Below are 24,233 nucleotides of genomic sequence, written 5' to 3' on the forward strand. Positions count from 1 at the left end.
TGATAATCCGCGGCCATGACAAGTCCCTATTCCGCCGCGCGCTGGCACGCCCCCGTTGCAACCACGGGACTCTGGGCGCTGGCCGCCGGTGCGGCGGTGTTCTGGGGACTGCGGCTCGCGAGTCCGGCCCAGCCCGTGGCGGCGGCGGCCACGATGCCCCGGGCGTCGGTTTCGGCCGATGCGGATGCGGTGGCGCGGCTGCTCGGCGCGGTTTCGGCATCGGAAGCGGCACCTACGATGCCGGAGGCCGCCAGCCGCTTTGCGTTGTCGGGCGTGGTGGCGGATCCGTTCAACCAGGGAGCGGCGCTGATCTCCATCGACGGCAAACCCCCGCGACCGTTTCGCGTCGGTTCGCGTGTCGGCGACAACTATGTGCTGCAGTCGGTGGGGGTGCGCTCGGCGACGCTGGGCGCCAGCGTTGGGGGCCCGGCGGCTTTCACGCTGCAATTGCCGGTGCGGGCGCCGATCAGCGTCGGGAGCCCGATTCAGCCGGGCATGACGCCATCGCCGCGTCCCAGCGGGCTGTTTCCTGCCACGGTGCCCGCCGTGGTGGCGCCGCCGTCTGCCGATGCGGCTGCTGCGCCGCAGCAGATGCCTCCACCGGCGCCTGCGCCGCAACCTCCTGCCCAACTCGCGCAGTAGGGCGAGGGGGCGCAGGCCGCCGCTCGGTCAGGCCTGCAGGAACAGCCGGTACGCCGGGTTCGCCGTTTCCTCGACGTACGGGTAGCCCAGCGTTTCGAGGAACGCATCGAAGGCCGCCGCATCGCTGGCAGGAACCTGCAGCCCCACCAGGATCCGGCCGTAGTCGGCGCCCTGGTTGCGGTAGTGAAAGAGGCTGATGTTCCAGTTGGGCCGCATCAGGCTCAGGAACTTGAGCAGCGCGCCCGGACGCTCCGGAAAGACGAAGCGCAGCAGCCGCTCGTCATGCGCAAGGCTCGTGCGCCCACCCACCAGATGCCGCAGATGTTCCTTGGCAAGCTCGTCGTGCGTGAGATCGAGCGCATCGAAACCGTGGTCAATGAAGGTCTGCGCGATGGTGGTCGATTCACCGCGTGTGGACGTGGTCAAGCCGACGAACACATGGGCCTTGGTCGCATCGCTGATGCGGTAGTTGAACTCCGTCACGTTGCGTGGCGCGCCGCCGGTGGAGTCGGTTTCCTTCGATTCGATGGCCGGCATTTCGCCGACCAGTTCGCAGAAGCGGCGAAAGCTGCCGCGCTCTTCGGGAATGGTCACCGCAAACAGCGCCTCGCGCTCCTCGCCGACCTCCGCGCGTTCGGCCACGAAGCGCAGCCGATCGAAATTCATGTTGGCCCCGCACAGGATGGCTGCGTAGGTCTCGCCGTGGCGGCCATGCCCGGCCACGTACTGCTTGATGGCGGCCACCGCGAGCGCGCCGGCCGGCTCGACGATGCTGCGTGTGTCGACGAAGACGTCCTTGATGGCCGCGCAAACCGCATCGGTATCGACCGCGATGTATTCGTCGACCAGGTTGCTGGCAATGCGGAATGTCTCTTCGCCCACGAGCTTGACGGCGGTGCCGTCTGAAAACAGCCCGACGTCGGGCAGGCTCACGCGCTGGCGCGCCGCCACCGATTGCATCATCGCGTCAGAGTCGTTCATCTGCACGCCGATCACCTTGATCTCCGGACGCACCGCCTTGATGTAGTTGGCCACGCCCGAGATGAGCCCGCCGCCACCGATCGCAACAAAGACCGCGTCGAGCGGGCCCTGGTGCTGGCGCAGGATCTCCATGGCGATGGTGCCCTGGCCTGCGATCACGTCGGGATCGTCGAACGGATGCACGAAGGTCAGGCCTTGCTGGGCCTGCAGTTCCAGCGCGTGCAGATAAGCATCCGAATAGCTGTCGCCATGCAGCACCACCTCGCCGCCGAATCCGCGCACCGCATCGATCTTGAGGCGAGGCGTGGTCACGGGCATGACCACCACGGCGCGCGTACCCAGCTTGCGAGCGCCCAGCGCCACGCCCTGCGCGTGATTGCCGGCCGATGCGCAGATGACACCACTTGCGAGCTGCTCGGGCGTGAGGTGCGCCATCTTGTTGTAGGCGCCGCGCAGCTTGAAGCTGAAGACCGGTTGCTGGTCTTCGCGCTTGAGCAGCACGGTGCTGCCGAGCCTTTCGCTGAGCGCGTTGGCTTTCTCCAGCGCGGATTCGACCGCCACGTCGTAAACGCGGGCGTTCAGAATTTTTCTGAGATAGTCGGCGGGCGATAGTGCCGGAACAGGGACGTCGCGCACGGTTTTTTCCAAGGGGAGTTTCAATTGATAAATGACGATGATAAGAGGCATCGGGATTGCATACGGGCCATGACATGGACACAAATGTCATAAACCTCATCCTGAGAGCCCCAGCGGCGAACGATTCCGGTTTTTTTGAGCGCACCTATCCCGCGATCCATCCGTCCGCCAGTCAGTTAACAAATGAGCAAAATTTGTTATCAGTTTCTGTCAGCGACCTTTCCAAAGGATTGATGCAGGCAGAAGCGGCGCGTGTACAGCGCGGCGAAATTGGGCGACCTACCTGGCAAGTGATGGGCAACAGATTGCGGGCCCATGTCGTCCCTTTGCTGGGTGCCGTTCAAGCACAGGCGTTTGCCACCGCCGATGCGCAACGCCTGATCGACCATCTCGGAGAGCAGGGCTTCACCAGCACGACGATTGCGCAATACCTTGTGTTGCTGCGAAAGGTGGTGACGCACGGCGTCAACATCGGTGTGCTTCGCGTTGCGCCGGCCTTTCCGAAGGTCAAGGTGCGCAGCCAGCCGCGCGGCAGCTTCAGCGTTGCGGAATACCGGGCCGTCGTGGCAGCTGCGCGCAGATTGCGCGGGCAGTCGCATCCCGTGCTCGACCAGCTGACATCCGGCGAGCGCTTCTGGATTGCGCGCGAGTTGCTCGTCATGCCGGAGGAGTTGCCCTGGTTGATTCGCTGGATGGTGAACACCTTTGTTCGTCCGAGCGATATCAAACTCATGAAGCACAAGCACATAGAAATCGTGCGCGGCAAGCACGTCTATCTGCGAATGAACTTGCCCGAAACCAAGCGGCACAGCCAGCCCATCGTGAGCTTGCGTCCCGCTGTGCGGGTCTATGAATGCTTGCTCGATCGTCGTCGCGAGCAAGGCTCTGGTGGCGCGGAAGACTACATCTTCATGCCGCAATTGAAGAACCGTGAACACGCGCTGGCGGTGCTCAACTTTCTTTTCCATTGGGCGCTCGAGGTGATTGCGCTCGAGAAGGGGCCGCTCGGTCAATCGAGAACGCTCTATTGCCTGCGCCACACCGCGATCACATTGCGGTTGTTGTACGGGCAGGGCATCGACATGCTGACCTTGGCGCGCAATGCACGCACGAGCGTGAACATGGTCGAGCGGTTCTATGCGTCGGTTCTGAACGGTGAAATGAATGTGGGCCTGCTGCAAAGCAGGCGTGGCCGTGCAAGCTGAACAAAGCCAAAAAGCCGCCCGGCTTGCGCTGGGCGGCTTGACACTGAATCGACTCGAACTGGCTGGAGCCAGCATCGGATCAGACCCGTGATCGATCAGAAGGCGTGGCGGATGCCGAAGTCGTAGCCGGTCGAATTGCGGGGTTCGTAGCCAGCGGCAGTGGAGAATCGGGGGGCACCACCGACGGTGATCGGCGCGCCGTTCTTGTTCGCGACCCGGGCAACCGTGGTGTACAGCGCGGTCCGCTTCGACAGGTTATGCACGTAGCCGATTGCAAACTTGCGGCTGCGTGGATCGTCGTTGCCATCGAAGTTCGCTTTGGCCTGGGAGTAGGCAACGCGGATCAATCCAGCGCCGACCGGTGCAGTGGCACCGATCAAGAATCCATTGAGGCCGATCTTTTCAGAGCCCAGCTGAGATGCATAGAATTCGTTGGTGACGCGGGACAATTCGGTGAAGAGCTTCACAACACCGAAGTCATACGAAGCGCCAAGGTTCAATGTTCTTGCGTCGATACCCGTTCCTGCGCCGTTGTTGAAGACATCGCTCTTGCCATATGCAAGCCCAACGTCCAGCGGCCCGTTTGCGTAGCCGACTCGACCGCCCACGTAGCGGCCCGTCTTGCTTACTTGAACGCCACTGGTCTTCACGTTCTCGTGCAGTCCGTATTGCACTTGACCATAGAAGCCTCCCAGATTGGGCGGCAGAAAATAGCCAATGGTGTTGTTTGCACGGACATAGTTCGAGTCGGAGGGGAGTCCCAAGCCCGTCAGGATGGCACTGTGTGATGAGTTAATGACATTGGTGCCAACGCCGTTGGTGCCGAACGGATCGAACACGGTGTCGTTCCAGAAGGTCGGGGTGTAGTCACGGCCGAGGCGGACTTCACCGAAACCACCCGACAGGCTCACGGTCGAACGACGTGAGAAGCTGATACCGGTGGAGGAAGCGCCGTCGTCGTTGGACATCGGCGATTCGAGCCAGAAGCTCGCTGCCAGGCCACCACCGAGGTCTTCGGTACCACGGAAGCCAAGGCGGCTCGAGTTGTAACCCGAGTTGGCCAGCGCGGTTTGGCTTTGCTTGAAGCTGGAGCCGGTGATGAGGGAACGGCTGCTGGTTTCGTAGTGGCTGATCGACGCGTCGACCACACCGAAGAGCGTGACGGACGACTGAGCTGAGGCAACACCGGCAACAGCCAGGGCAGCCAGAGCAACTGCCCTTCGGGCGCGAAAACCTAGAGTGGGCCTGGCCCGAGCCGGGAGCGGCGACGCCGACAAGAAAAAAGCCCCGAGCTTTGCAGCTCGGGGCTAAATCCACCAATTGGAAGGGTGGAGGAGACAACCGGTGCGCACATGTTCGTGCGCGATGAAATAAAGTATATCGACTGTTTGTTGCGTTGCAACAAGCAAGTGACACTTTTCCCACACACAAGTTGATTTCAGCGACTTTTTTTGCTGAACACCCTGATTGGACCTGACGAAGATGGAATGCACAGTAACTTGGACCGGCGACGCCGGCACCCGTTCGGCCATGGGTTTTGTGGCCGAAACGGGCAGCGGCCATGTCTTGACGATGGACGGCGCGCCGGATACGGCAAAACCGGAGAACGGTGGGCAGAACCTGGCTGCCCGCCCCATGGAAACCGTGCTTGCCGGAACCGGTGGCTGTACGGCCTACGACGTGGTCCTCATATTGAAGCGTGGCCGCCACCGCGTGGAGCGCTGCAGCGTCAAGCTGACCAGTGAACGCGCCGAGAAGGACCCCAAGGTCTTCACGAAGATCCACATGCACTTCACCGTGGCCGGCAAGGGCATTCCGGCTTCTGCCGTCGAGCGTGCCGTCGCTCTGAGCCACGAAACCTATTGTTCGGCGAGCATCATGCTCGCGAAGACGGCCGAGATCACCACCAGCTTCGATCTGATCGAAACCTGAGCCGCGAAAGCTTCAGATCCGGTGCGCCAGCGTAGTCATCACGCGGGAGGCGAACCGCATCAGGGCCTTCGCGGGCGCCGGCAATTCCGCCGCACCGGCGTCGATAGCCTGCGCGGCATGCCGTGCTTCATCGACCTTCATCTGCTCGACCACCGCCCTCGATGCGCTGTCGGCAGGCGGCAGACGGCCCAGATGGCTGTCCAGGTGGGCCTCCACCTGACGCTCGGTTTCCGCGACAAAGCCCAAGCTGAGCGGATCTCCCAGGCGTCCAGCCACCAGGCCCAGCCCGAAGGCGCCCGCATACCAGAGCGGATTCAAGATCGAAGGCCGCGCACCCAGATCGTCCAGCCGCTGGCGGGTCCAGGCCAGATGGTCTGTTTCTTCATGTGAGGCTTCGAGCAGGCGGTTCCGGAGGACGGGATCGCGCGCCACCGCCGCCTGCGCGGTGTAAAGCGCCTGCGCGCAGACCTCGCCCACGTGGTTCACCCGCATCAGTGCGCCGGCCTCGCGCCGCTCCGAGTCGGTCATTTCGCCGGGCGCCTGGAGCGGGGCAGGCATGGCACGCGTGGCATGCGGCCGGGCAAAAAGGGTACGCAATGCCGCATCCGCCGCGGTCAGGACGGGATCGAGCGAAGAAGTCATGCCTCTATTTGAACGTATGGGGAAAAGACCAGGCGAAACACTTGCTTCATTTCACATTGTGGTTCGTGAGGCGGCCCAAGCCTTTGTTGCAGGACTGCAACGAAACGCACGGGCCACCCGACTTTTCGGGCGATTTGTTTTGCCCTGCCGCAGCGGCTCTGGTGCAATAGCATCAACTTCCCAAAAGGAGGTTGGCCCGGGGTCCGGTGGGAGCACTAAGTGCCAGTCACAGTGAGCCCTTCGCACCGGAGCCCTATGTTTAACCTTGGAGAAACTTGCAATGAAAAAATCTCTAGTTGCTCTGGCTGCCCTGGCTGTTGCCGGTGTTGCCTCGGCTCAGTCGTCCGTCACGCTCTTCGGTGTGGTCGACGCGTCGATCAGCGGCTACTCGAGCACCTCGCGTGACCTGAACAGTGCCACGATCCTGAACCCGTTCTACCTGAACCAGGGCAGCGTCAAGACGAGCCGTCGTGAACTGGCGAACTCGGGCTACAACTCCAGCCGTATCGGCTTCCGTGGTACGGAAGACCTCGGCGGTGGCCTGGCTGCCAGCTTCTGGCTCGAAGCCCCGATCTCCAACGACGACGGCCAGCAAGGTATCGCGACGTTCGCTCGTCGTTCGACCGTGAGCCTGTCGGGTGGTTTCGGTGAAGTCCGCCTCGGCCGTGACTACACCCCGACCTTCTGGAACGACACCGTGTTCGATCCGTTCGGCACCAACGGCGTGGGTACCAACCTGGTTTCGACGGCCAACACCGCCTTCGGCAACTTCCTGACCCCGGCTGCTTCGACCGCTCCGTTCACCAACGTTGCCAACAGCAACTACGTGCGCGCAAGCAACAGCATCGGCTACTTCCTGCCGCCGAACCTGGGTGGTTTCTACGGCCAGCTGCAGTACGCTTTCAGCGAAAAGACCAAGTACGATCCGGGCACCGCTACGCCTAACGTCGCGAACAACTCGCGCGCTGGCCGTTACATCGGTGGCCGCTTCGGCTATGCAAACGGTCCTCTGGACGTTGCAGTTGCCTATGGCAGCAGCACGATTGGCGATCAGTTCTACGTCGGCACGACCACCAAGGTCAACACGCTGAACCTCGGCGCTTCGTATGACTTCGGTCCCGTGAAGCTCTTCGGTGAAGTGTCGCGCGCCAAGAACAAGATGGACTTCGAAGTCGAGCCGTTCCTGGGCGGCCGTCCTGACATCGACCTGACCGGCTACCTCCTGGGTGTGACCGTTCCCGTCGGTGCTGGCCTGATCCGCGCTTCGTACTCGCGCGTCAAGACCGACTTCAACGCTCCTGAAGTGCTGTTCGCACCTTCCGTTGCTGACCCGAAGGCCAGCAAGCTGGCTCTGGGCTACGTGCACAACCTGTCGAAGCGCACGGCTCTGTACGCAACGATCGCTCGCGTGAGCAACAAGAACGGTGCAGCCTACACTGTTGGTGGCCCGGCTTTCATCAGCAACGCCGTCTTCACCCCGAAGAACTCCACCGGCTACGACTTCGGTATCCGTCACGCTTTCTAATTTGAGGCTGGCGTGAGCCAGCTTTGAATCGAAAGACTAAGAAGCCACTCGACGAAAGTCGGGTGGCTTTTTTATTTGGTGCGCAGCTGATGCATCGGCTCAGGTATACGCACCATCGGCGTGCCCCCCCCGGGGAACCCCCGTGCGGGCACGCACCTTGCACTGCTAGCATGCCGGTTCACTCTGTTTGTTGAATGATTGCCTTTGTCCTGCGCCGCTTGATCCAAGCCGTGATCGTCATGATCGCGGTCGCGTTCATCGCCTTTCTTCTCTTTCAATATGTAGGCGATCCCGTCGTCTTTCTGCTTGGCCAAGACGCCAAGCCTGAGCAGATTCGTGATCTGCGCGCCGCATTGGGGCTCGACCAGCCCTTCTTTGTGCAGTTCTGGCACTTTCTCGTCAACGCCGCACAGGGCGAATTCGGGCTGAGCCTGCGCCAGGGTGCGAAAGTCTCGCGCCTCATCGGCGAGCGCTTTCCGGCCACACTCGAACTCGCGCTCGTGGCCGCCGTGCTGGCCCTGTTCATTGGCATCCCGATGGGCGTCTACACCGCACTGCGCCGGGGCACTTTCCTGAGCCAGGTGTTCATGACCGTGTCACTGCTCGGCGTGTCTCTTCCCACCTTCTTGATCGGCATCCTGCTGATCCTCGTCTTTGCCGTGCTGCTGGGCTGGTTCCCGAGTTTCGGGCGCGGAGAAACCGTGCAGTTCGGTTGGTGGAGCAGCGGTCTTTTCCGGGCTGATGGGTGGCATCACATCATCCTGCCGGCCGTGACGCTCGCGATCTTCCAGCTGACCCTGATCATGCGGCTGGTGCGTGCCGAGATGCTCGAGGTCTTGCGCACCGACTACATCAAGTTTGCACGCGCCCGCGGTCTGACGAACCGCGCCATTCATTTCGGCCACGCGCTCAAGAACACGCTGGTGCCTGTGATGACCATCACCGGCCTGCAGCTCGGCGGCCTCATTGCCTTTGCCATCATCACCGAGTCGGTGTTCCAGTGGCCGGGCATGGGACTGCTGTTCATCCAGGCGGTGACCTTTGCCGACGTCCCGGTCATGGCGGCCTACCTGTGCCTCATTGCCTTGATCTTCGTGGTGATCAATCTCGTGGTCGACCTGTTGTATTTCGTGGTCGACCCGCGGCTGCGCGTCGGCAAGGCGGGAGGACATTGAGATGACGGTTGCCGCAGCAGCACCCCGGCTGCAAGCCTCCGGCCGGGCGTTTGCGCACATCGCGAGCTTCTACCCGGAGATCACGGCGTTTCGCCGCGACCTGCACGCTCACCCCGAGCTCGGTTTCGAAGAGGTCTACACGGCCCGCCGCGTGCGCGAAGCGCTGCGTGCCTGCGGCGTGGACGAGATCCACGACGGCATAGGCAAGACCGGCGTGGTGGGTGTCATCCGCGGCAGGTCCGCAGCCAGCGGGCGGATGATCGGGCTGCGCGCCGACATGGACGCGCTGCCCATGCGCGAAGACAACGACTTCGGCTGGCGCTCCGCCAACGATGGCCTGATGCACGGCTGCGGACACGACGGCCACACCGCCATGCTCGTCGGTGCCGCGCGCTACCTTGCCGAAACACGCAGCTTCGACGGCACCGCGGTGCTGATCTTCCAGCCCGGCGAAGAAGGTTTTGCTGGCGCGCGCGTGATGATCGAAGACGGCCTTTTCGACCGCTTTCCGGTGCAATCGGTCTATGCCATGCACAACTGGCCCGGCATGCCGGCCGGCACCGTGGGCATCAACCGCGGCGCCATGATGGCCGCGGCCGACCGCGTCACCATCGAGATCAAGGGCAAGGGCGGGCATGGCGCCCATGCGTACCAGACCATCGACCCCGTGGTGGTGGCCGCGCACATCATCACGGCCGCGCAAACCATCGTCTCGCGCAGCGTGCGGCCCATCGATGCTGCGGTCGTCAGCATCTGCGCGGTGCAGGCCGGCGACCTGGGCGCGATGAGCGTGATTCCGGGCGAGGCCACGCTCGTCGGTACCGTGCGCACCTTCAGCGCCCGCGTGCAGGCGCAGGTCGAGCAGCGCCTGGCCGAGCTGTGCACGGCCATTGCCGCGGGCTTCGGCGCCACCGCCACCATCAAGTACGAGCGCATCTATCCGGCCACCATCAACACCGCCCCCGAGGCGATGTTCGCGGCCGACGTGGCCGAGTCGCTCGTGGGTGCTTCCAACGTCGACCGCAGCATGGAGCCCAGCATGGGCGCCGAAGATTTTTCCTTCATGCTGCAGAAGAAGGCCGGCGCCTACCTGCGCATCGGCCAGGACGCGAGGAACGGTGCCTTCCTGCACAACAGCCGCTACGACTTCAACGACGAGATCCTGCCGCTTGGCGCCGCATTGCATGCGGGGTTGATCGAGCAGGGCATGCCGCTGGCTGCTACCCGCAGCGAGCAGCCAAGGAAAGACGCCGCTACCGCGGCGCCTTGATGTATTTCCGATTCCAACCCGAGGAGTGTTCTCAATGAGTTTCCAGAAGAAGAAGGCGGCCGCGGTCGCAGTTTTGTGCGTGCTGGGCACCACCAGCCTCTTGGCCGGCGCGCAGACCATCCGCATCGCAAACCAGGGAGATGCGTTGTCGCTCGACCCGCATTCGCTCAATGAATCGTTGCAGCTCAGCACCACCGCCAACGTCTATGAAACGCTGGTCGGCCGCAACAAGGACCTGAGCGTTGCGCCCCTGCTGGCCACCAGCTGGAAGCAGACCTCGCCCACCGTGTGGCGCTTCGAACTGCGCAAGAACGTCCAGTTCCACGACGGCACGCCCTTCACCGCCGACGACGTGCTCTTCAGCTTTGCCCGCGCCGCCGGCGAAGGCTCCGACATGAAGTCGAACACCACCGACATCAAGGAAGTCCGCAAGGTCGACGCCCACACCATCGAGATCGAAACCAAGGGTCCGTTCCCCATTCTTCCCGACGTCATCACCCAGCTCATGATCATGAGCAAGAAGTGGTGCGAAGAGAACAAGGCCGTCACGCCGGTCGACCGCCGCAAGGGCATCGAAAACACCGCTTCGTTCAAGGCCAACGGCACGGGCCCGTTCCGCGTACGCGAGCGCCAGCCCAACGTGCGCACGGTGTTCGTGCGCAATCCCACCTACTGGGGCAAGATCGAAGGCAACGCGCAAGAGATCGTCTTCACGCCCATTGCCAACCCGGCCACCCGCGTCGCGGCCCTCGTGTCCGGCGAAATCGACGTGATGGAACCCGTGCCGGTGCAGGACGTGGCGCGCATCAACGCCAGCCCCAATGCACGCGTCATCTCCGGCCCCGAACTGCGCACCATCTTCCTGGGCATGGACCAGAAGCGCGACGAGCTGCTGTACTCGAGCGTCAAGGGCAAGAACCCGTTCAAGGACAAGCGCGTGCGCCAGGCCTTCTACCAGGCCATCGACATCGTCGGCATCCAGCGCACCGTGATGCGCGGCGCCTCGCGTCCCACCGGCCTGATGGTGGGCCCCGGCATCAACGGCTGGACCGAAGCGCAGGACAAGCGCCTGCCCTACGACGTCGAGGCCGCCAAGAAGCTGCTGGCCGAAGCCGGCTATCCGAGCGGCTTCGAGGTGACGATGAACTGCCCGAACGACCGCTACGTGAACGACGGCCAGATCTGCCAGAGCGTGGCTTCCAACCTTGCGAAGATCGGCGTCAAGATCAATCTTGCCGCGGAAACCAAGGGCACCTACTTCCCCAAGATCCTGCGCCGCGACACCAGCTTCTACCTGCTGGGCTGGACCCCGACCACCTACGACTCGCACAACGCATTGACCGCGCTGACGGCGTGCCCTGACGACAAGACCGGTGCCGGCCAGTTCAACCTGGGTGCCTACTGCAATCCCAAGGTGGACGAGCTGACCAAGAAGATCCAGTCGGAAACCGACAAGCCCAAGCGCGACGCGATGATCAAGGAAGCCTTCGACCTGCACGCCGCGGACGTCGGCCACCTGCCGCTGCATCAGCAGGCGCTCGCCTGGGGTGTGAGCAAGAAGGTGGCGCTGACGCAGATGGCCGACAACTACATGCCCTTCAAGTGGATGAGCATCAAGCCGTGATCCCGTCGGCCGCCCGCCGATGGGCGGCCTGAGTGGCTCGATCCTGGGCCCGCTTCTTGCGGGCCCATCCTTTTTTCTCACGATGAAAAAAACACTTGCCCGCTGGCTCGACAGCGATGTCGGCTACAGCTTTCGCACTTCGCCCGTGGCGATGGTGGCTGCGCTCATCGCACTGGCCTGCCTGTTCTGCGCGGTCTTTGCAGGATGGGTGTCGCCGCACAATCCGTTCGACCTCGCGACGCTCGAACTGGGCGATGCGCGCCTGCCACCCGCGTGGAGCGCCGAAGGCTCTTCCAAATACCTGCTCGGCACCGACGACCAGGGCCGCGACATTCTCTCGGCCGTGATCTATGGCGCGCGCATCTCGCTGATCGTCGGCATCGTGTCGGTGATGCTCTCGATCACGGTCGGCGTGGTGCTCGGTCTGCTCGCCGGTTTTCTCGGTGGCTGGCTCGACTCGTTCCTCATGCGCCTGTGCGACGTGATGCTGTCGTTCCCGCCCATCCTGGTGGCGCTGCTGATTGCCGGTGTCGGCCGCGCGCTGTTCCCCAATGCGCATGAGTCGCTGGCCTTCGGCGTGCTCATCATCTCCATCTCGCTGACCGGCTGGGTGCAGTACGCGCGCACGGTGCGCGGCTCCACGCTGGTGGAGCGCAACAAGGAATACGTGCAGGCCGCGCGCGTGACCGGCGTGGCGCCGCTGCGCATCATGCTGCGCCACGTGCTGCCCAACGTGATGGGGCCGGTGATGGTGCTGGCCACCATTCAGGTGGCCACCGCCATCATCACCGAGGCGACCTTGTCGTTCCTGGGCGTGGGCGTGCCGCCGACTTCGCCTTCGCTGGGCACGCTGATCAGCATCGGCAACCAGTACCTGTTCTCCGGCGAATGGTGGATCACCGTGTTCCCGGGCCTGATGCTGGTGCTGATTGCGCTCAGCGTGAACCTGCTGGGCGACTGGCTGCGAGACGCGCTGAACCCGCGCCTGCGCTGAAGTAAATAAAAAGGACAACGCCAACATGACGCTGCTCCAGGTCAAAAACCTCGTCGTCGAGTTTCCGCACCGCCGCGGCACGCTGCGCGCGCTCGACGGCATTTCCTTCGACATCGCACCCGGTGAAATCCTCGGCGTGGTCGGCGAGTCCGGTGCCGGCAAGTCGCTCACCGGTGCGGCCATCATCGGCTTGCTCGAGCCGCCGGGCCGCGTGGCCAGCGGGGAAATCGTGCTCGAAGGCCAGCGCATCGACAACCTCGGTTTCGATGCCATGCGCCCCATCCGGGGCCGCAAGATCGGCGCGATCTTCCAGGACCCGCTGACTTCGTTGAACCCGCTCTACACCGTCGGCCGGCAGCTGGTGGAAACCATCCGCGCCCATCTGCCGGTGACCGACGCCGAGGCGCGGCGCCGCGCCATCAGCTTGCTGCAGGACACCGGCATTCCCGCCGCCGAGCAGCGCATCGACCATTTTCCGCACCAGTTTTCGGGCGGCATGCGCCAGCGCGTGGTGATTGCACTGGCGCTTGCGGCCGAGCCCAAGCTCATCGTCGCCGACGAGCCGACCACCGCGCTCGACGTGTCGATCCAGGCGCAGATCATCCAGCTGCTCAAGCGCATCTGCAAGGAGCGCGGCGCGGCGGTGATGCTGATCACGCACGACATGGGCGTGATCGCCGAAACCTGCGACCGCGTGGCCGTGATGTACGCGGGCCGCATCGCCGAGATCGGCCCGGTGCACGAGGTGATCCACCAGCCCGCGCATCCCTACACCTCCGGCCTGATGGCCTCGATCCCCGACATGACGAGCGACCGCGAGCGGCTCAACCAGATCGACGGCGCGATGCCGCGGCTCAATGCCATTCCGAAGGGCTGCGCCTACAACCCGCGCTGCCCGCGCACCTTTGCGCGCTGCCTGGCCGAGCGGCCCGAGCTCATGCACGCGGGCGCCACGCGCGCCGCCTGCTGGCTGCACGATGCCACCGATCCGCACCAGGGCCAGGCCGAACTCGCAGCGCGGCACCACGATGCGCAGCGCGCCGGCGAACGCGCCACGCCCGACGCAGCCGCACCGATTGCGGAGGTGACCCGATGAGCGCAGTGGTCGAACCCCGCAAGGCAGAAGGCGGCGAACCGCTCGTGGTCGCCCACGACCTGGCCCGCACCTTCGACGTGTCGCCGCCCTGGCTCAACCGCGTGCTCGAACGCAAGCCGCGCGTGCTGCTGCATGCGGTGGATGGCGTGAGCTTTTCCATCGAGCGCGGCAAGACGCTGGCGCTGGTCGGTGAATCGGGCTGCGGCAAGAGCACGGTGGCGCGCCTCCTGGTCGGCCTCTATGCGCCGACGCGCGGCGGGCTGCAGTTCGACGGGCAGGACGCGCATGCCGCGTTCAAGACCCCCGAAGGCCGCAAGCTGCGCCGCCGCATCCAGATGATCTTCCAGGACCCTTACGCGAGCCTCAACCCGCGCTGGATCGTCGAGGACATCATCGGCGAGCCGCTGCGCGAGCACGGCATCCTCAGGGACAAGGCCGAGCTGCGCGAGCGCGTGGGCGAGCTGCTCAAGTCCGTCGGCCTTTCGCCGCTGGACATGAGCAAGTACCCGCACCAGTTCTCGGGCGGCCAGCGCCAGCGCATCTCGATTGCGCGCGCGCTCGCCACAGAGCCCGAGTTCCTGGTGTGCGACGAGCCCACCTCCGCGCTCGACGTCAGCGTGCAGGCGCAGGTGCTCAACATCATGAAGGATCTACAGCGCCAGCGGGGCCTCACCTATCTCTTCATCTCGCACAACCTCGCGGTCGTGCGGCACGTGGCCGACCAGGTCGGCGTGATGTACCTGGGCCGGCTGGTCGAGGTGGCCGACAAGCAGAAGCTCTTCGCCAAGCCGCAGCATCCGTACACGCGCATGCTGCTCGACGCGATTCCGCAGATGAAGCACACCGGCCGCTCGCGCACGCCGGTGCAGGGCGAAGTGCCGAATCCGCTGAATCCGCCCACAGGCTGTGCGTTCCATCCGCGCTGCCCGCATGCGAATGCACGCTGCTCGGCCGAGCGGCCGAAGCTGTTGAGCATCAAGGGCGTGCAGGTGGCCTGCCATGCGGTGGAAGAGGGGCGCATCGGCTGAAAAGCGTGCGCAAACGCACTGAGGCGCGCGGGAAACCGGTGCAGAGTGCGGTGATGACGATGAAGAAGCCCCCACGCGCAGACAGCACAGACAGCAGCCACACGCTTCGGCCGGAGCTCGGCCGCCGCGGCTTTCTCATGGGCTCCGCGCTCGGGGCGACCGCAACGCTGGCCTCGCTGTGTTCGTTGTCGCACGCCGCCGCCGGTGCCCCATCGCAGCGGATGCCGGCCATCTTCATCGGCCACGGCTCGCCCATGAACGCGCTGGCCGACAACGCCTTCACGCGCCGGCTGTCAGCATGGGGCCGGGAGCTTCCGCGTCCCTCGGCCATCCTGAGCGTTTCAGCCCACTGGCTGAGCCGCGGTGCCACTGGCGTTGGAATGCAGGAGCGGCCGAAGACGATCCACGACTTCGGCGGCTTTCCACAGGCGCTTTTCGACATCGAGTATCCGGCGCCGGGCCATCCTGCGCTCGCACGCGAAGCCCTGGGCGCGGTGCGACAGACCTCGGTGATCGGCACGGAACAATGGGGCCTGGACCACGGAACCTGGACGGTGCTGAAGCACCTGTATCCGAAGGCCGACATCCCCGTTTTTCAGCTCAGCATCGACTACGACAAGCCGGCGGCTTTTCACTACGCCGTCGGCCGCGACCTTGCGGCACTGCGCGACAAGGGCGTGCTCGTGATGGGCAGCGGCAACGTGGTGCACAACCTGCGGGCCACCGACCGCGGCACGCCCGATGGGCTCAAGGCAAGCCGGCCATGGGCGCAATCGTTCGACGATGCGGTGAAGGCCGCGCTTGCGGGCCGCGACGACCGGGCGCTGGTCGGCTACGAAAAACTCGAGGGCGCCGCCACTGCGGTCGCCATGCCGGACCACTACTTTCCATTTCTCTACGCGCTCGGTGCTGCGGGGACGGGCGAACGCGCGAAAACGATCTACGAAGGGTTCCAGTCGGGCACGCTCGGCATGCGTTGCGTCCAATTCGGCTGAGCGCGCCGGCCTACTGCTCCTCGCCCCACGAGAAACCATCGCGCGCAATCATCGCGCTCGATGCGCTCGGGCCCCAGGTGCCTGCGGCGTACGGCCGCGGTCCACCGTCCGATGCCCAGCTGTCGATCAGCGGCTCGACCCAGCGCCAGGCTTCTTCCTGCTCGTCGCTGCGTACGAACAGGTTCAGGCGGCCATCGATCACGTCGAGCAGCAGCCGCTCGTAGGCGCCCACGCGCTCGGCGCCGAAGCGCTTGTCGAAGTCCAGGTCGAGTTGCACCGGCGCCAGCTGCGCGGCGCTCTGGTGGCCGTTGCTGCGGCGGTTGTCCTGTGCCTGCGCGAGCATGTGCAGCTCCAGCCCGTCCTTGGGCTGCAGGTTGATCACCAGCTTGTTGACCGCACCCGAGGGCGCGCGGTAGATCGCGTGCGGCGTCGGCCTGAAGTTGACCTCGATGCGCGCATCGCGCGACGCGAGCCGCTTGCCGGTGCGAATGTAGAGCGGCACGCCGGCCCACCGCCAGTTGGCGATTTCGGTGCGCAGCGCCACGAAGGTTTCGGTCCGGCTCTCGGGGTCGACGCCGGGCTCGTCCCTGTAGCCCTGCACGCGTTCACCGTAGGCCGTGCCGGTCGTGTACTGGCCGCGAATGGCATGCAGGCCTAGCGTTTCGGGTGTCCAGGGCTTGAGCGCGCGCAGCACCTTGAGCTTCTCGTCGCGGATGGCATCGGCATGCGAGTTGATCGGCGGCTCCATGCCGATGGCGCAGACCAGTTGCAGCGCATGGTTCTGCACCATGTCGCGCAGCGCGCCGGTCTGGTCGTAGAAGGCGCCGCGCTTTTCGACACCCAGGTCTTCCGCGATGGTGATCTGGATATTGGCGATGTGCTCGCGGCGCCAGATCGGCTCGAACAGCGCATTGCCGAAGCGCATGGCAAACAGGTTCTGCACCGAAGGCTTGCCCAGGTAGTGGTCGATGCGGAAGACCTGTTTCTCTTCGAGCACCTTGCACACCGCGGCATTGATGGCGCGGTTGGACGCCAGGTCATGGCCCAGCGGCTTCTCGAGCACCACCCGCGTCGATGGGCCGTTGAGCCCCGCCGCGGCAATCTGCTCTACCACCTGGGTGAAGAGCGCTGGCGCCGTGGCCACGTACATCACCACCGTGTCGGCGTTGCGCTGCTTCAGCAGGTCGGAAAGCCGCGTGTAGTCGGCTGGCTTGGACAAGTCCATGCGCAGGTAGTACAGCAGCGAGGCGAACTTCTCGAACTCTTCGGCCGAAGGGCGCTTGGCGCCTTCGACGGCATTGAAGCGCGACTGGATCAGTTCGCGGTACTGGTCGTCCGAAAGGTCGTCCCGCGCCACGCCGACGATGCGTCCGTCTTTCGGCAGGCTGCCGTGCCTGAAGGCCTGGAACAGCGCGGGCATCAGCTTGCGCCATGCAAGGTCGCCAGTACCGCCGAACAGAACGAGATCGAAGCTCATGTGTCGAATTTCCTTTTGTCTTGGTGCCGAGGGGCTGTCTGTTTCAACCGAATGGTACTTGTACCAATTCATGAAACCTGTACGAAAGCTACGCTGCACCCCGGCCGGGAGGCCTATTTTTGTTTTGGAGGCGAGGTTTTCACATGAAGAAGCTATTTGCCGCTGCGGCCTTGCTGGGTTTGTCGGCCGCCGCATCGGCCCAGGGCACGGTGAATGTCATCTGCTCGGTCCAGGCCGAATGGTGCAACGTGATCGCCACCGTGTATGCACGCACCACCGGCACCCGCATCAACATGTCGCTCAAGGGCTCGGGCGAGGCGCTGGCCCAGCTCATCGCCGAGAAGGACAACCCCAAGACCGACATCTGGTTCGGCGGCACCGGCGATCCGCACCTGCAGGCGGCCGAACAGGGCCTCACGCTCGAATACAAGTCGCCCACGCTGGCGCAGCTTCACCCCTGGGCCCAGCAGCAGGCCAGGCAGTCGGGCTACAAGACGGTGGGTATCTATTCGGGCCCGCTGGGCTTCGGCTACAACCCCGAGCTGCTCGCCAAGAAGAAGCTGCCCGTGCCCAAGACCTGGGCCGACCTGCTCAAGCCCGAATACAAGGGCGACGTCCAAGTGGCCAACCCCGCGTCGAGCGGTACCGCTTACACCATAATCGCCACGCTGGTGCAGCTCATGGGCGAAGACAAGGCCTTCGACTACCTGAAGGCGCTGCACAAGAACGTGGGGCAATACACCCGCTCCGGCACCGGTCCCATCAAGGCGGTGGCACGCGGCGAAACGGCCGTGTCGATCAGCTTCGTGCATGACGGCCCGGGCGAGAAGATGCAGGGTTTCCCGGTCGAGACCATCACCCCCAGCGATGGCACCGGCGCGGAGATCGGCTCCATGAGCATCATCAAGGGCGCCCGCAACCTCGAGGCCGCGAAGAAGTTCTACGAATGGGCGCTGACGCCCAGCGCGCAGGAACTCGGCGCCGCCAACAAGCAGTTCCAGCTGCCGAGCAACACAACGGCCAAGCTCGATCCGCGCATCCCCGACTTCAAGAAGATCAAGTTCATCAATTACGACTACGCCAAGTACGGCGCCAGCGCCGAGCGCCGGCGCCTGATTGCGCGCTGGGAAAAAGACGTCAACTCGCTGCCGCGCTAAGTGGGCACCGTCGCTGCCGGCGCCGCGCCGGTCAATCCGGCCGCTGCGGCCTCGGCCCGGCGGTCGCAGCGCTGGATCTGGGCCTGGGTGGCGCTCGGCTTCGCGGCCTATCTCCTGCTGCCCTGGTACGCGATCCAGGATTCGACCTGGTACGAGGCCGTTCCCCAAGTGTTCGGCCAGGCCGAGGGCGCCAACGGGCTGATGCAGGCGGCCATGCAGGGCCGCAGCTGGCTCTTCGTCGGCCTCGCGGGCCTGGCGATGTGCGCCATCGGCGCCTGGCTGCCGGCCGGCCGCGCGCAGGGGCGCTGGCTGCTGGCGGGCGGTGCGATCGGCGCCATCGGCCTTGCCGTTGCAGGCTTTGCCATCGGCGCGCGCGGCTGGAGCTTCGCGGCACTCAACGCGCAGTTCGGCGAGCTGGCCGTCAACCAGTTCGGCATCGGCGCGGGCGGCTTCATGGCGCTTACCGCGCTCACGCTGCTGGCGGCCTTCGGCATTGCGCGGCTCGGGCTCTTCAAGGGCGACCTGTTCGTGGCTGCGGCGGTCATCGGCTGTGGCGTGCTGATGGCGCTGTTCATCGCCTATCCGGTGAGCAAGGCGCTGGCCGGTGCGTTCCTTGACGAAGACGGGCGATGGTCGGTCACCGCGTTCATCGCGCGCGTGTTCACCGAGCGCATCTGGGGGCTGGGCTGCATTGCCGGCGGGGTGCGCTGCGGCGTGGCCTGGAACACGCTGGTGCTGGCCTTGCTCACCGCCGCTGGCACCACCTTCCTCGGCACGCTGATGGCGCTGATGGCCGAGCGCGGCAGCAAGCGCGGGCAGGGCGCGCTGCGGGTGCTGGCCTTGCTGCCGATCATCACGCCGCCCTTCGTGGTGGGCCTGGGGCTCATCCTGCTGTTCGGCCGTGCGGGCATCGTCAACCAGCTGCTCGAGAACGTCTTCGGCATCGAGCCGACGCGCTGGTTCTACGGCATGCCGGGCGTGCTGGTGGCGCAGCTCTTCGCGTTCACGCCCATTGCCTTCATGATCATGCGCGGCGTGGTGCAGGGCATTGCGCCCAGCCTCGAGGAAGCCGCGCAGATGCTGCGCGCCGACCGGCGCCGCACCTTCTTCACCATCACGCTGCCGCTGCTGAAACCGGGGCTGGCCAATGCCTTCCTGGTGGGCTTCATCGAGAGCATTGCGGACTTCGGCAACCCGGTGGTGGTGGGCGGCCAGTTCTCGGTGCTGTCGACCGACATCTTCTTTGCCATTGTCGGCGCGCAGTACGACCAGGGCCGCGCGGCCTCGCTCGCCTGGGTGCTGACGATTTTCGCGCTGGGTGTTTTCGCGCTGCAGCGGGGTGTGCTCGGCAAGCAGAACTACACCACCGTGAGCGGCAAGGGCGACGCGGGCATCGCGATGGCGCTGCCCGACGGCGTGCGCCGCACCATCTACTGCATCGCGCTCCCGTGGATCGCGTTCACTGCGGTGGTCTACCTGTTTGCCTTCGCGGGTGGGTTCGTGCAGACCTGGGGCCGCGACTACACCTTCACGCTCAACCACTTCAAGAACGCCTTTGCGCTCGAATGGGGCCAGTTCGGCCTGGTCTGGGCCGGTACGGCGTGGAACTCGCTGATCACCACGCTCAAGCTCGCGGGCATCTCGGCACCGATCACCGCGGCGCTCGGGTTGCTCATCGCCTGGCTGCTGGCGCGCAACGAGTTCAAGGGGCAGGGCGTTTTCGAGTTTGGCGCGCTGCTGGCTTTTGCCATTCCAGGCACGGTGCTGGGCGTGAGCTACATCCTGGCCTTCAACGTGCCGCCGTTCGAGCTCACGGGCACTGGGCTCATCATCGTGCTGTGCTTCATGTTCCGGAACCTGCCGGTGGGCGTGCGGGCCGGCACGGCGGCTTTCAAGCAACTCGACCGCTCGCTGGACGAAGCCTCGCTGATGCTGCGGGCCTCCACGTCGCAGACGCTCTTCAACGTGGTGCTGCCGCTGCTGAAACCTGCGCTGGTGGCCGCGCTGGTCTACAGCTTCGTGCGCGCCATGACGACGGTGAGCGCGGTGATCTTCCTGGTCACGGCCGAGAATGAACTGGCCACCACCTACATCATCGGCCGCGTGGGCAACGGCGATTACGGCATTGCGCTGGCCTACTGCACGGTGCTCATGATCCTGATGTCGCTGGCGATTGCGCTGGTGCAGTGGGTGGTCGGGGAGCGCAAGCTGGGGCGGCGCAGGGCGGGCGTGCCGATGGTGGCTGCGCCCGTGGTGCATTGATCGGGAAAAGAACACATGAGCAACGGCATCGAATTCCGCAATGTCACCAAGCGCTACGGCACCGACAGGAACGGGCCCTTGGCGGTCAAGGGCATCAGCTTCGAGGTACCGGTCGGCACGCTCACCACCATCCTCGGCCCTTCGGGCTGCGGCAAGACGACCACGCTGCGCATGATCGCGGGGCTCGAATCGCCGACCTCGGGCTCGATCCTGATGGGCGGGCGCGACGTCACCACGCTGGGCCCGGCCGAGCGCAACGTGAGCATGATGTTCCAGAGCTATGCGCTGTTCCCGCACATGAACGTGATCGAGAACGTGGGTTACGGCCTGCGCATGAGCGGCGTGAAAAAAGACGAGGCCACCTCGCGGGCGCGCGATGCGCTCAAGGGCGTGGGACTGGTCGGCTTCGACGAGCGGCTGCCGAGCGAGCTTTCCGGCGGCCAGCAGCAGCGCGTGGCACTGGCGCGCGCGCTGGTGCTGGAGCCCGCAGTGCTGCTGTTCGACGAGCCGCTATCGAACCTCGATGCCCGTCTGCGGCGCGAAATGCGCGAGGAGATCCGCGCGCTGCAGCAGCGGCTGAAACTCACGGTGGCCTACGTCACGCACGATCAAAGCGAGGCCCTGGCCGTGAGCGACCAGATCATCGTCATGGACCACGGCGTGATCGCCCAGCGCGGCACGCCCGAGCAACTCTATGGCCGGCCCGAGAGTGAATTCGTCGCCGGCTTCATGGGCGAGGCGATGGTGTTTCCGGCCGTTGCGCAGGCCGATGGCAGCGTGGTGCTCGGCCCGCTGCGCCTGCAGCCGCGCTATGCGGTGGGCCCCGGCACGGTGAAAGTAGCGGTGCGGCCCGAAGCCTGGGAAATCGGCGCCGCCGACGCGGCGGGGGGCCTTGCCGCCACGCTGCGCAAGGCGGCCTACCTCGGCAGCTTCTACGAATACGGCTTCGATACATCGCTCGGGCCGGTCTTCGTGGTGTCGACCGATCTTTCGCGCCCCCTTGCCGCGGGCGCGCAGGCCACGCTGTCGCTGGCGGCGCACGGCGTCAGCGTGGTGCCCGGCGCATGAAACAATGGCGCCATGAACGTGGTTTTCGATCTTGGCGCCGTGCTGCTGGCATGGGAGCCCACCCGGCTGGTGCAGGCCCATCTTCCCGAGCACGCTCCCACTGAGCTTGCCGCAGCGGCGCTGGGCCGGGCGCTTTTTCACCATGACGACTGGATGTGCTTCGACTGCGGCACGCGTTCGCTCGAAGACGCTATTGCGCGCATGGCCCGGCGCCTGTCGCTTCCGGCGGCACGGCTCGACGCCATGCTCGGCAACCTGGGCGAGCGCCTGGAGCCGATTCCCGTCACGGTCGACCTGCTCGAAGGGCTGTTCGCGCGGCGCGATGCCGGCGAGGCGCTGCGGCTCTACTACCTCTCGAACATGCCTCTGCCTTACGCTCGCGCCCTCGAGCGCCGGCACGGGTTCATGCGGCGTTTCGATGGCGGCGTCTTTTCAGGCGACGTGAAGTTCATCAAGCCGAACCGCGAAATCTACGAACTGCTGGCGGTGCGCCATGCACTCGATCCGCAGCAGACGGTGTTCATCGACGACTCGGCCGCCAATGTGGAGGCCGCGCGCGCCTTCGGCTGGCATGCCATCCATTGCACCCACCCCGCCGCGCTGGCGGCGCAGCTGGCGCGCTACGTGCCGGCTGCTTCGCCTATCGGCCGGTGAGCACCACCTTGGCGGTGTCGAATCCCAGGCTGGCGGCGTAGTCCAGTTCGGCCTGCAGCGCGTCGTCTTCCAGGCGCGGCGCACGCGAAAGAACCCACAGGTATTCGCGGTCGGGCGTGCCGACCAGCGCCACCTGGTAGTCGCGGTCGAGCTTCAGGATCCAGTAGTCGCCCCACACCATCGGCAGCCAGCTGAGCCATGACGGCGCAAAGCACACTTCGAGCCGGCCTGCCCCGGGCTGGCCGGCGACCGGCACCACGCGGGCCGTGCCCACGGCCTCGTCGAAGTTGCCGTCGGGGCGCACGCAGCGATTGAGCACCTGCACCGTGCCGTCGGGCTGGGGGATGTACTCGGCGGTGACCGGGCCGGCGCACTGCTTCTGGAAGCGGTTTGGCAAGCGGGCCTGTTCGTGCCAGATGCCGGCATAGCGTTGGATGTCGACCGGCGCCACCACCTGCAGCGGCGCGCGCATCAGCGGCGCGCCGTCGGCGGGGCCGGCCAGCTGCGCACGTGCGGTGCGCCCCGCGCCCAGGGCGATCCAGGTTGCCACGCCGCCGACGACGAAAGCGGTGGCCAGCGTGCCGATGGCGGCGCTGGTGCGGCGGTCGTCGAAAGGAGCGCGGTTTGCTGCAGCGGCGGGCACTGCGGTGCGATGTCGGCAAGGCATGGAAAGGCACTCCTGTGGTCGAAAGCATCAAGGCGGGAAGCCGCAGGCTAGCCCGCCGACGGAATCGCTCTCGTCAGCGGCGGACCACAGCATTTGTAGGGCAGGGCGGCCGGCGCACGACACGGCCGGTTACAGGCCGATGCAGCGCGGTGAAAACCCGTGCTACGGTGCGCATCAAAACATCGGCCCCAGCGCAATTGCGTGCAGGACTTGTCATCACCCGCACAGGATAATCTTCGACATGAATCAACTCGATGCTCTCCGTCAATGGACCACCGTGGTCGCCGACACCGGTGACTTCAAGCAACTCAGCATTTCCAAGCCGCAGGATGCGACCACCAATCCGTCGCTCATCCTGAAGGCAGTGCAGAAGCCCGAGTACCGGCCGCTGCTCGACGATGCCGTCAAGAAGCATGCGGGCAAGCCGCTGGACGAGGTCATCGATCGCCTGCTGGTGCGCTTCGGCGCCGAAATCCTTTCGATCATTCCGGGCCGCGTGTCGACCGAGGTCGACGCCCGCCTCTCGTTCGACACCGCCGCCACCATTGCGCGCGGCGAGCGCATCGTGGCGCTCTACAAGGCCGAAGGCATCGACACCGGCAAGCGCCTGCTGATCAAGGTGGCCTCGACCTGGGAAGGCATCCAGGCGGCGCGCGTACTCGAGCAGAAGGGCATCCGCACCAACCTGACGCTGCTGTTCTCGTTCGCGCAGGCGGTGGCCTGCGCCGACGCCGGCGTGCAGCTCATCTCGCCCTTCGTGGGCCGCATCTACGATTGGTACAAAAAGTCGGCCGGCGCCAAATGGGACGAGGCCGCCAGTGCGGGCGCAAACGATCCGGGCGTCAAGTCGGTGCGCGAAATCTTCAACTACTACAAGCAGCACGGCATCAAGACCGAGGTGATGGGCGCGAGCTTCCGCAATGTGGGACAGATCCAGGCCCTGGCCGGTTGCGACCTGCTGACCATCAGCCCCGAACTGCTGGCCGAACTGGCCGCGAACAACGACCCGCTCGAACACGCGCTCGACGCTGCCAAGGCTGCCGCCACGGCGAATGTGCAGAAGCTGAGCTACGACGAGGCAAGCTTCCGCTTCGCGCTGAACGAAGATGCCATGGCCACCGAGAAGCTCGCCGAAGGCATCCGCGCCTTTGCGGCCGACGCCGTGAAGCTCGAAAGACTCATGCAGGAAAGCGGCAAATAAAC

At 65.1% G+C, this 24,233-nt stretch carries 21 protein-coding genes; 16 read left to right on the plus strand and 5 right to left on the minus strand.

The features are described 5' to 3' along the window. The first annotated feature begins 15 nt into the window (after positions 1-15). On the plus strand, positions 16-642 hold the full coding sequence (locus ACJ7Z0_RS21110; RefSeq protein WP_434791404.1) for a type II secretion system protein N: 627 nt from the start codon (positions 16-18) through the stop codon (positions 640-642). Positions 643-669: 27 nt separating this feature from the next. Here ACJ7Z0_RS21110 and ilvA read toward each other — a convergent pair whose 3' ends face one another. Next, entirely contained in the window at positions 670-2,283 is a 1,614-nt protein-coding gene (gene ilvA, locus ACJ7Z0_RS21115; protein ID WP_434792702.1) for a threonine ammonia-lyase, biosynthetic, read from the minus strand. A gap of 50 nt (positions 2,284-2,333) precedes the next feature. Between ilvA and ACJ7Z0_RS21120 the strand changes: the two genes are divergently transcribed. Next, positions 2,334-3,464, plus strand: a complete 1,131-nt coding sequence (locus ACJ7Z0_RS21120; RefSeq protein WP_434791405.1) for a site-specific integrase — start codon at positions 2,334-2,336, stop codon at positions 3,462-3,464. Positions 3,465-3,559: 95 nt separating this feature from the next. Here the strand turns inward: ACJ7Z0_RS21120 and ACJ7Z0_RS21125 are convergent, their stop codons facing one another. Further along, the gene (locus tag ACJ7Z0_RS21125) at positions 3,560-4,672 is read right to left on the minus strand and encodes a porin (protein WP_434792703.1); all 1,113 of its coding nucleotides are present in this window, start codon (positions 4,670-4,672) and stop codon (positions 3,560-3,562) included. A gap of 274 nt (positions 4,673-4,946) precedes the next feature. On the opposite strand from ACJ7Z0_RS21125, the gene ACJ7Z0_RS21130 reads away from it, so the two are divergent. Then, on the plus strand, positions 4,947-5,396 hold the full coding sequence (locus ACJ7Z0_RS21130; protein ID WP_431132309.1) for an OsmC family protein: 450 nt from the start codon (positions 4,947-4,949) through the stop codon (positions 5,394-5,396). A gap of 12 nt (positions 5,397-5,408) precedes the next feature. Here the strand turns inward: ACJ7Z0_RS21130 and coq7 are convergent, their stop codons facing one another. After that, entirely contained in the window at positions 5,409-6,038 is a 630-nt protein-coding gene (gene coq7 / locus ACJ7Z0_RS21135; RefSeq protein ID WP_431124453.1) for a 2-polyprenyl-3-methyl-6-methoxy-1,4-benzoquinone monooxygenase, read from the minus strand. 280 nt (positions 6,039-6,318) lie between these two features. Here coq7 and ACJ7Z0_RS21140 point away from each other — a divergent pair, with 280 nt between their 5' ends. The 8 genes from ACJ7Z0_RS21140 to ygiD all read left to right on the plus strand — a co-directional run bounded on the left by ACJ7Z0_RS21140 (position 6,319) and on the right by ygiD (position 15,745). After that, entirely contained in the window at positions 6,319-7,563 is a 1,245-nt protein-coding gene (locus ACJ7Z0_RS21140) for a porin (RefSeq protein ID WP_434791406.1), read from the plus strand. A 194-nt stretch (positions 7,564-7,757) separates the two neighbouring features. After that, complete coding sequence (locus ACJ7Z0_RS21145) at positions 7,758-8,738, plus strand: ABC transporter permease (RefSeq protein ID WP_028259794.1); 981 nt, start codon at positions 7,758-7,760, stop codon at positions 8,736-8,738. A gap of 1 nt (position 8,739) precedes the next feature. Beyond that, entirely contained in the window at positions 8,740-10,008 is a 1,269-nt protein-coding gene (locus ACJ7Z0_RS21150; RefSeq protein WP_434791407.1) for a M20 aminoacylase family protein, read from the plus strand. A 34-nt stretch (positions 10,009-10,042) separates the two neighbouring features. Next, complete coding sequence (locus ACJ7Z0_RS21155) at positions 10,043-11,632, plus strand: ABC transporter substrate-binding protein (protein ID WP_434791408.1); 1,590 nt, start codon at positions 10,043-10,045, stop codon at positions 11,630-11,632. Between the two features lie 82 nt (positions 11,633-11,714). Continuing rightward, a complete protein-coding gene (locus ACJ7Z0_RS21160) occupies positions 11,715-12,626 on the plus strand; it encodes an ABC transporter permease (RefSeq protein ID WP_307580062.1) in 912 nt (303 codons plus the stop codon). A 25-nt stretch (positions 12,627-12,651) separates the two neighbouring features. Beyond that, positions 12,652-13,722 carry an ABC transporter ATP-binding protein gene (locus ACJ7Z0_RS21165; protein ID WP_431124440.1) on the plus strand — a complete coding sequence of 357 codons (1,071 nt, stop codon included), beginning with the start codon at positions 12,652-12,654 and terminating at the stop codon, positions 13,720-13,722. Then, on the plus strand, positions 13,719-14,750 hold the full coding sequence (locus ACJ7Z0_RS21170; protein ID WP_434791409.1) for an ABC transporter ATP-binding protein: 1,032 nt from the start codon (positions 13,719-13,721) through the stop codon (positions 14,748-14,750). Before ACJ7Z0_RS21165 ends, ACJ7Z0_RS21170 begins: the two co-directional genes overlap by 4 nt. Positions 14,751-14,809: 59 nt before the next feature. Then, positions 14,810-15,745 (plus strand): 4,5-DOPA-extradiol-dioxygenase, encoded by a 936-nt coding sequence (ygiD, locus tag ACJ7Z0_RS21175; protein ID WP_434791410.1) that lies wholly within the window; start codon positions 14,810-14,812, stop codon positions 15,743-15,745. 10 nt (positions 15,746-15,755) lie between these two features. On the opposite strand, the gene zwf is transcribed toward ygiD, so the two are convergent. Further along, positions 15,756-17,222, minus strand: coding sequence for a glucose-6-phosphate dehydrogenase (gene zwf / locus ACJ7Z0_RS21180; protein ID WP_434791411.1), 1,467 nt, complete (start codon positions 17,220-17,222; stop codon positions 15,756-15,758). Between the two features lie 143 nt (positions 17,223-17,365). Between zwf and ACJ7Z0_RS21185 the strand changes: the two genes are divergently transcribed. From ACJ7Z0_RS21185 to ACJ7Z0_RS21200, 4 genes are read left to right on the plus strand one after another with little or no spacing between them, the layout of a single operon-like run. Continuing rightward, entirely contained in the window at positions 17,366-18,379 is a 1,014-nt protein-coding gene (locus ACJ7Z0_RS21185; RefSeq protein ID WP_434791412.1) for an ABC transporter substrate-binding protein, read from the plus strand. Further along, positions 18,380-20,641 (plus strand): ABC transporter permease, encoded by a 2,262-nt coding sequence (locus ACJ7Z0_RS21190; RefSeq protein WP_434791413.1) that lies wholly within the window; start codon positions 18,380-18,382, stop codon positions 20,639-20,641. Positions 20,642-20,656: 15 nt separating this feature from the next. Beyond that, on the plus strand, positions 20,657-21,709 hold the full coding sequence (locus ACJ7Z0_RS21195) for an ABC transporter ATP-binding protein (RefSeq protein WP_434791414.1): 1,053 nt from the start codon (positions 20,657-20,659) through the stop codon (positions 21,707-21,709). A 12-nt stretch (positions 21,710-21,721) separates the two neighbouring features. Beyond that, positions 21,722-22,363: an HAD family hydrolase gene (locus ACJ7Z0_RS21200; RefSeq protein ID WP_434791415.1), complete on the plus strand. Its 642-nt coding sequence runs from the start codon at positions 21,722-21,724 to the stop codon at positions 22,361-22,363. Here ACJ7Z0_RS21200 and ACJ7Z0_RS21205 read toward each other — a convergent pair. Further along, positions 22,350-23,030 (minus strand): lipocalin family protein, encoded by a 681-nt coding sequence (locus tag ACJ7Z0_RS21205; RefSeq protein WP_431124417.1) that lies wholly within the window; start codon positions 23,028-23,030, stop codon positions 22,350-22,352. The two genes, ACJ7Z0_RS21200 and ACJ7Z0_RS21205, sit on opposite strands and share 14 nt — an antisense overlap. Positions 23,031-23,271: 241 nt before the next feature. Here ACJ7Z0_RS21205 and tal point away from each other — a divergent pair, with 241 nt between their 5' ends. Continuing rightward, positions 23,272-24,231 carry a transaldolase gene (tal, locus tag ACJ7Z0_RS21210; protein ID WP_434791416.1) on the plus strand — a complete coding sequence of 320 codons (960 nt, stop codon included), beginning with the start codon at positions 23,272-23,274 and terminating at the stop codon, positions 24,229-24,231. Positions 24,232-24,233: the final 2 nt, after the last annotated feature.

Source organism: Variovorax palleresanus, assembly GCF_051144945.1.
GTDB classification, from domain to species: Bacteria; Pseudomonadota; Gammaproteobacteria; order Burkholderiales; family Burkholderiaceae_C; genus Variovorax; species Variovorax paradoxus_S.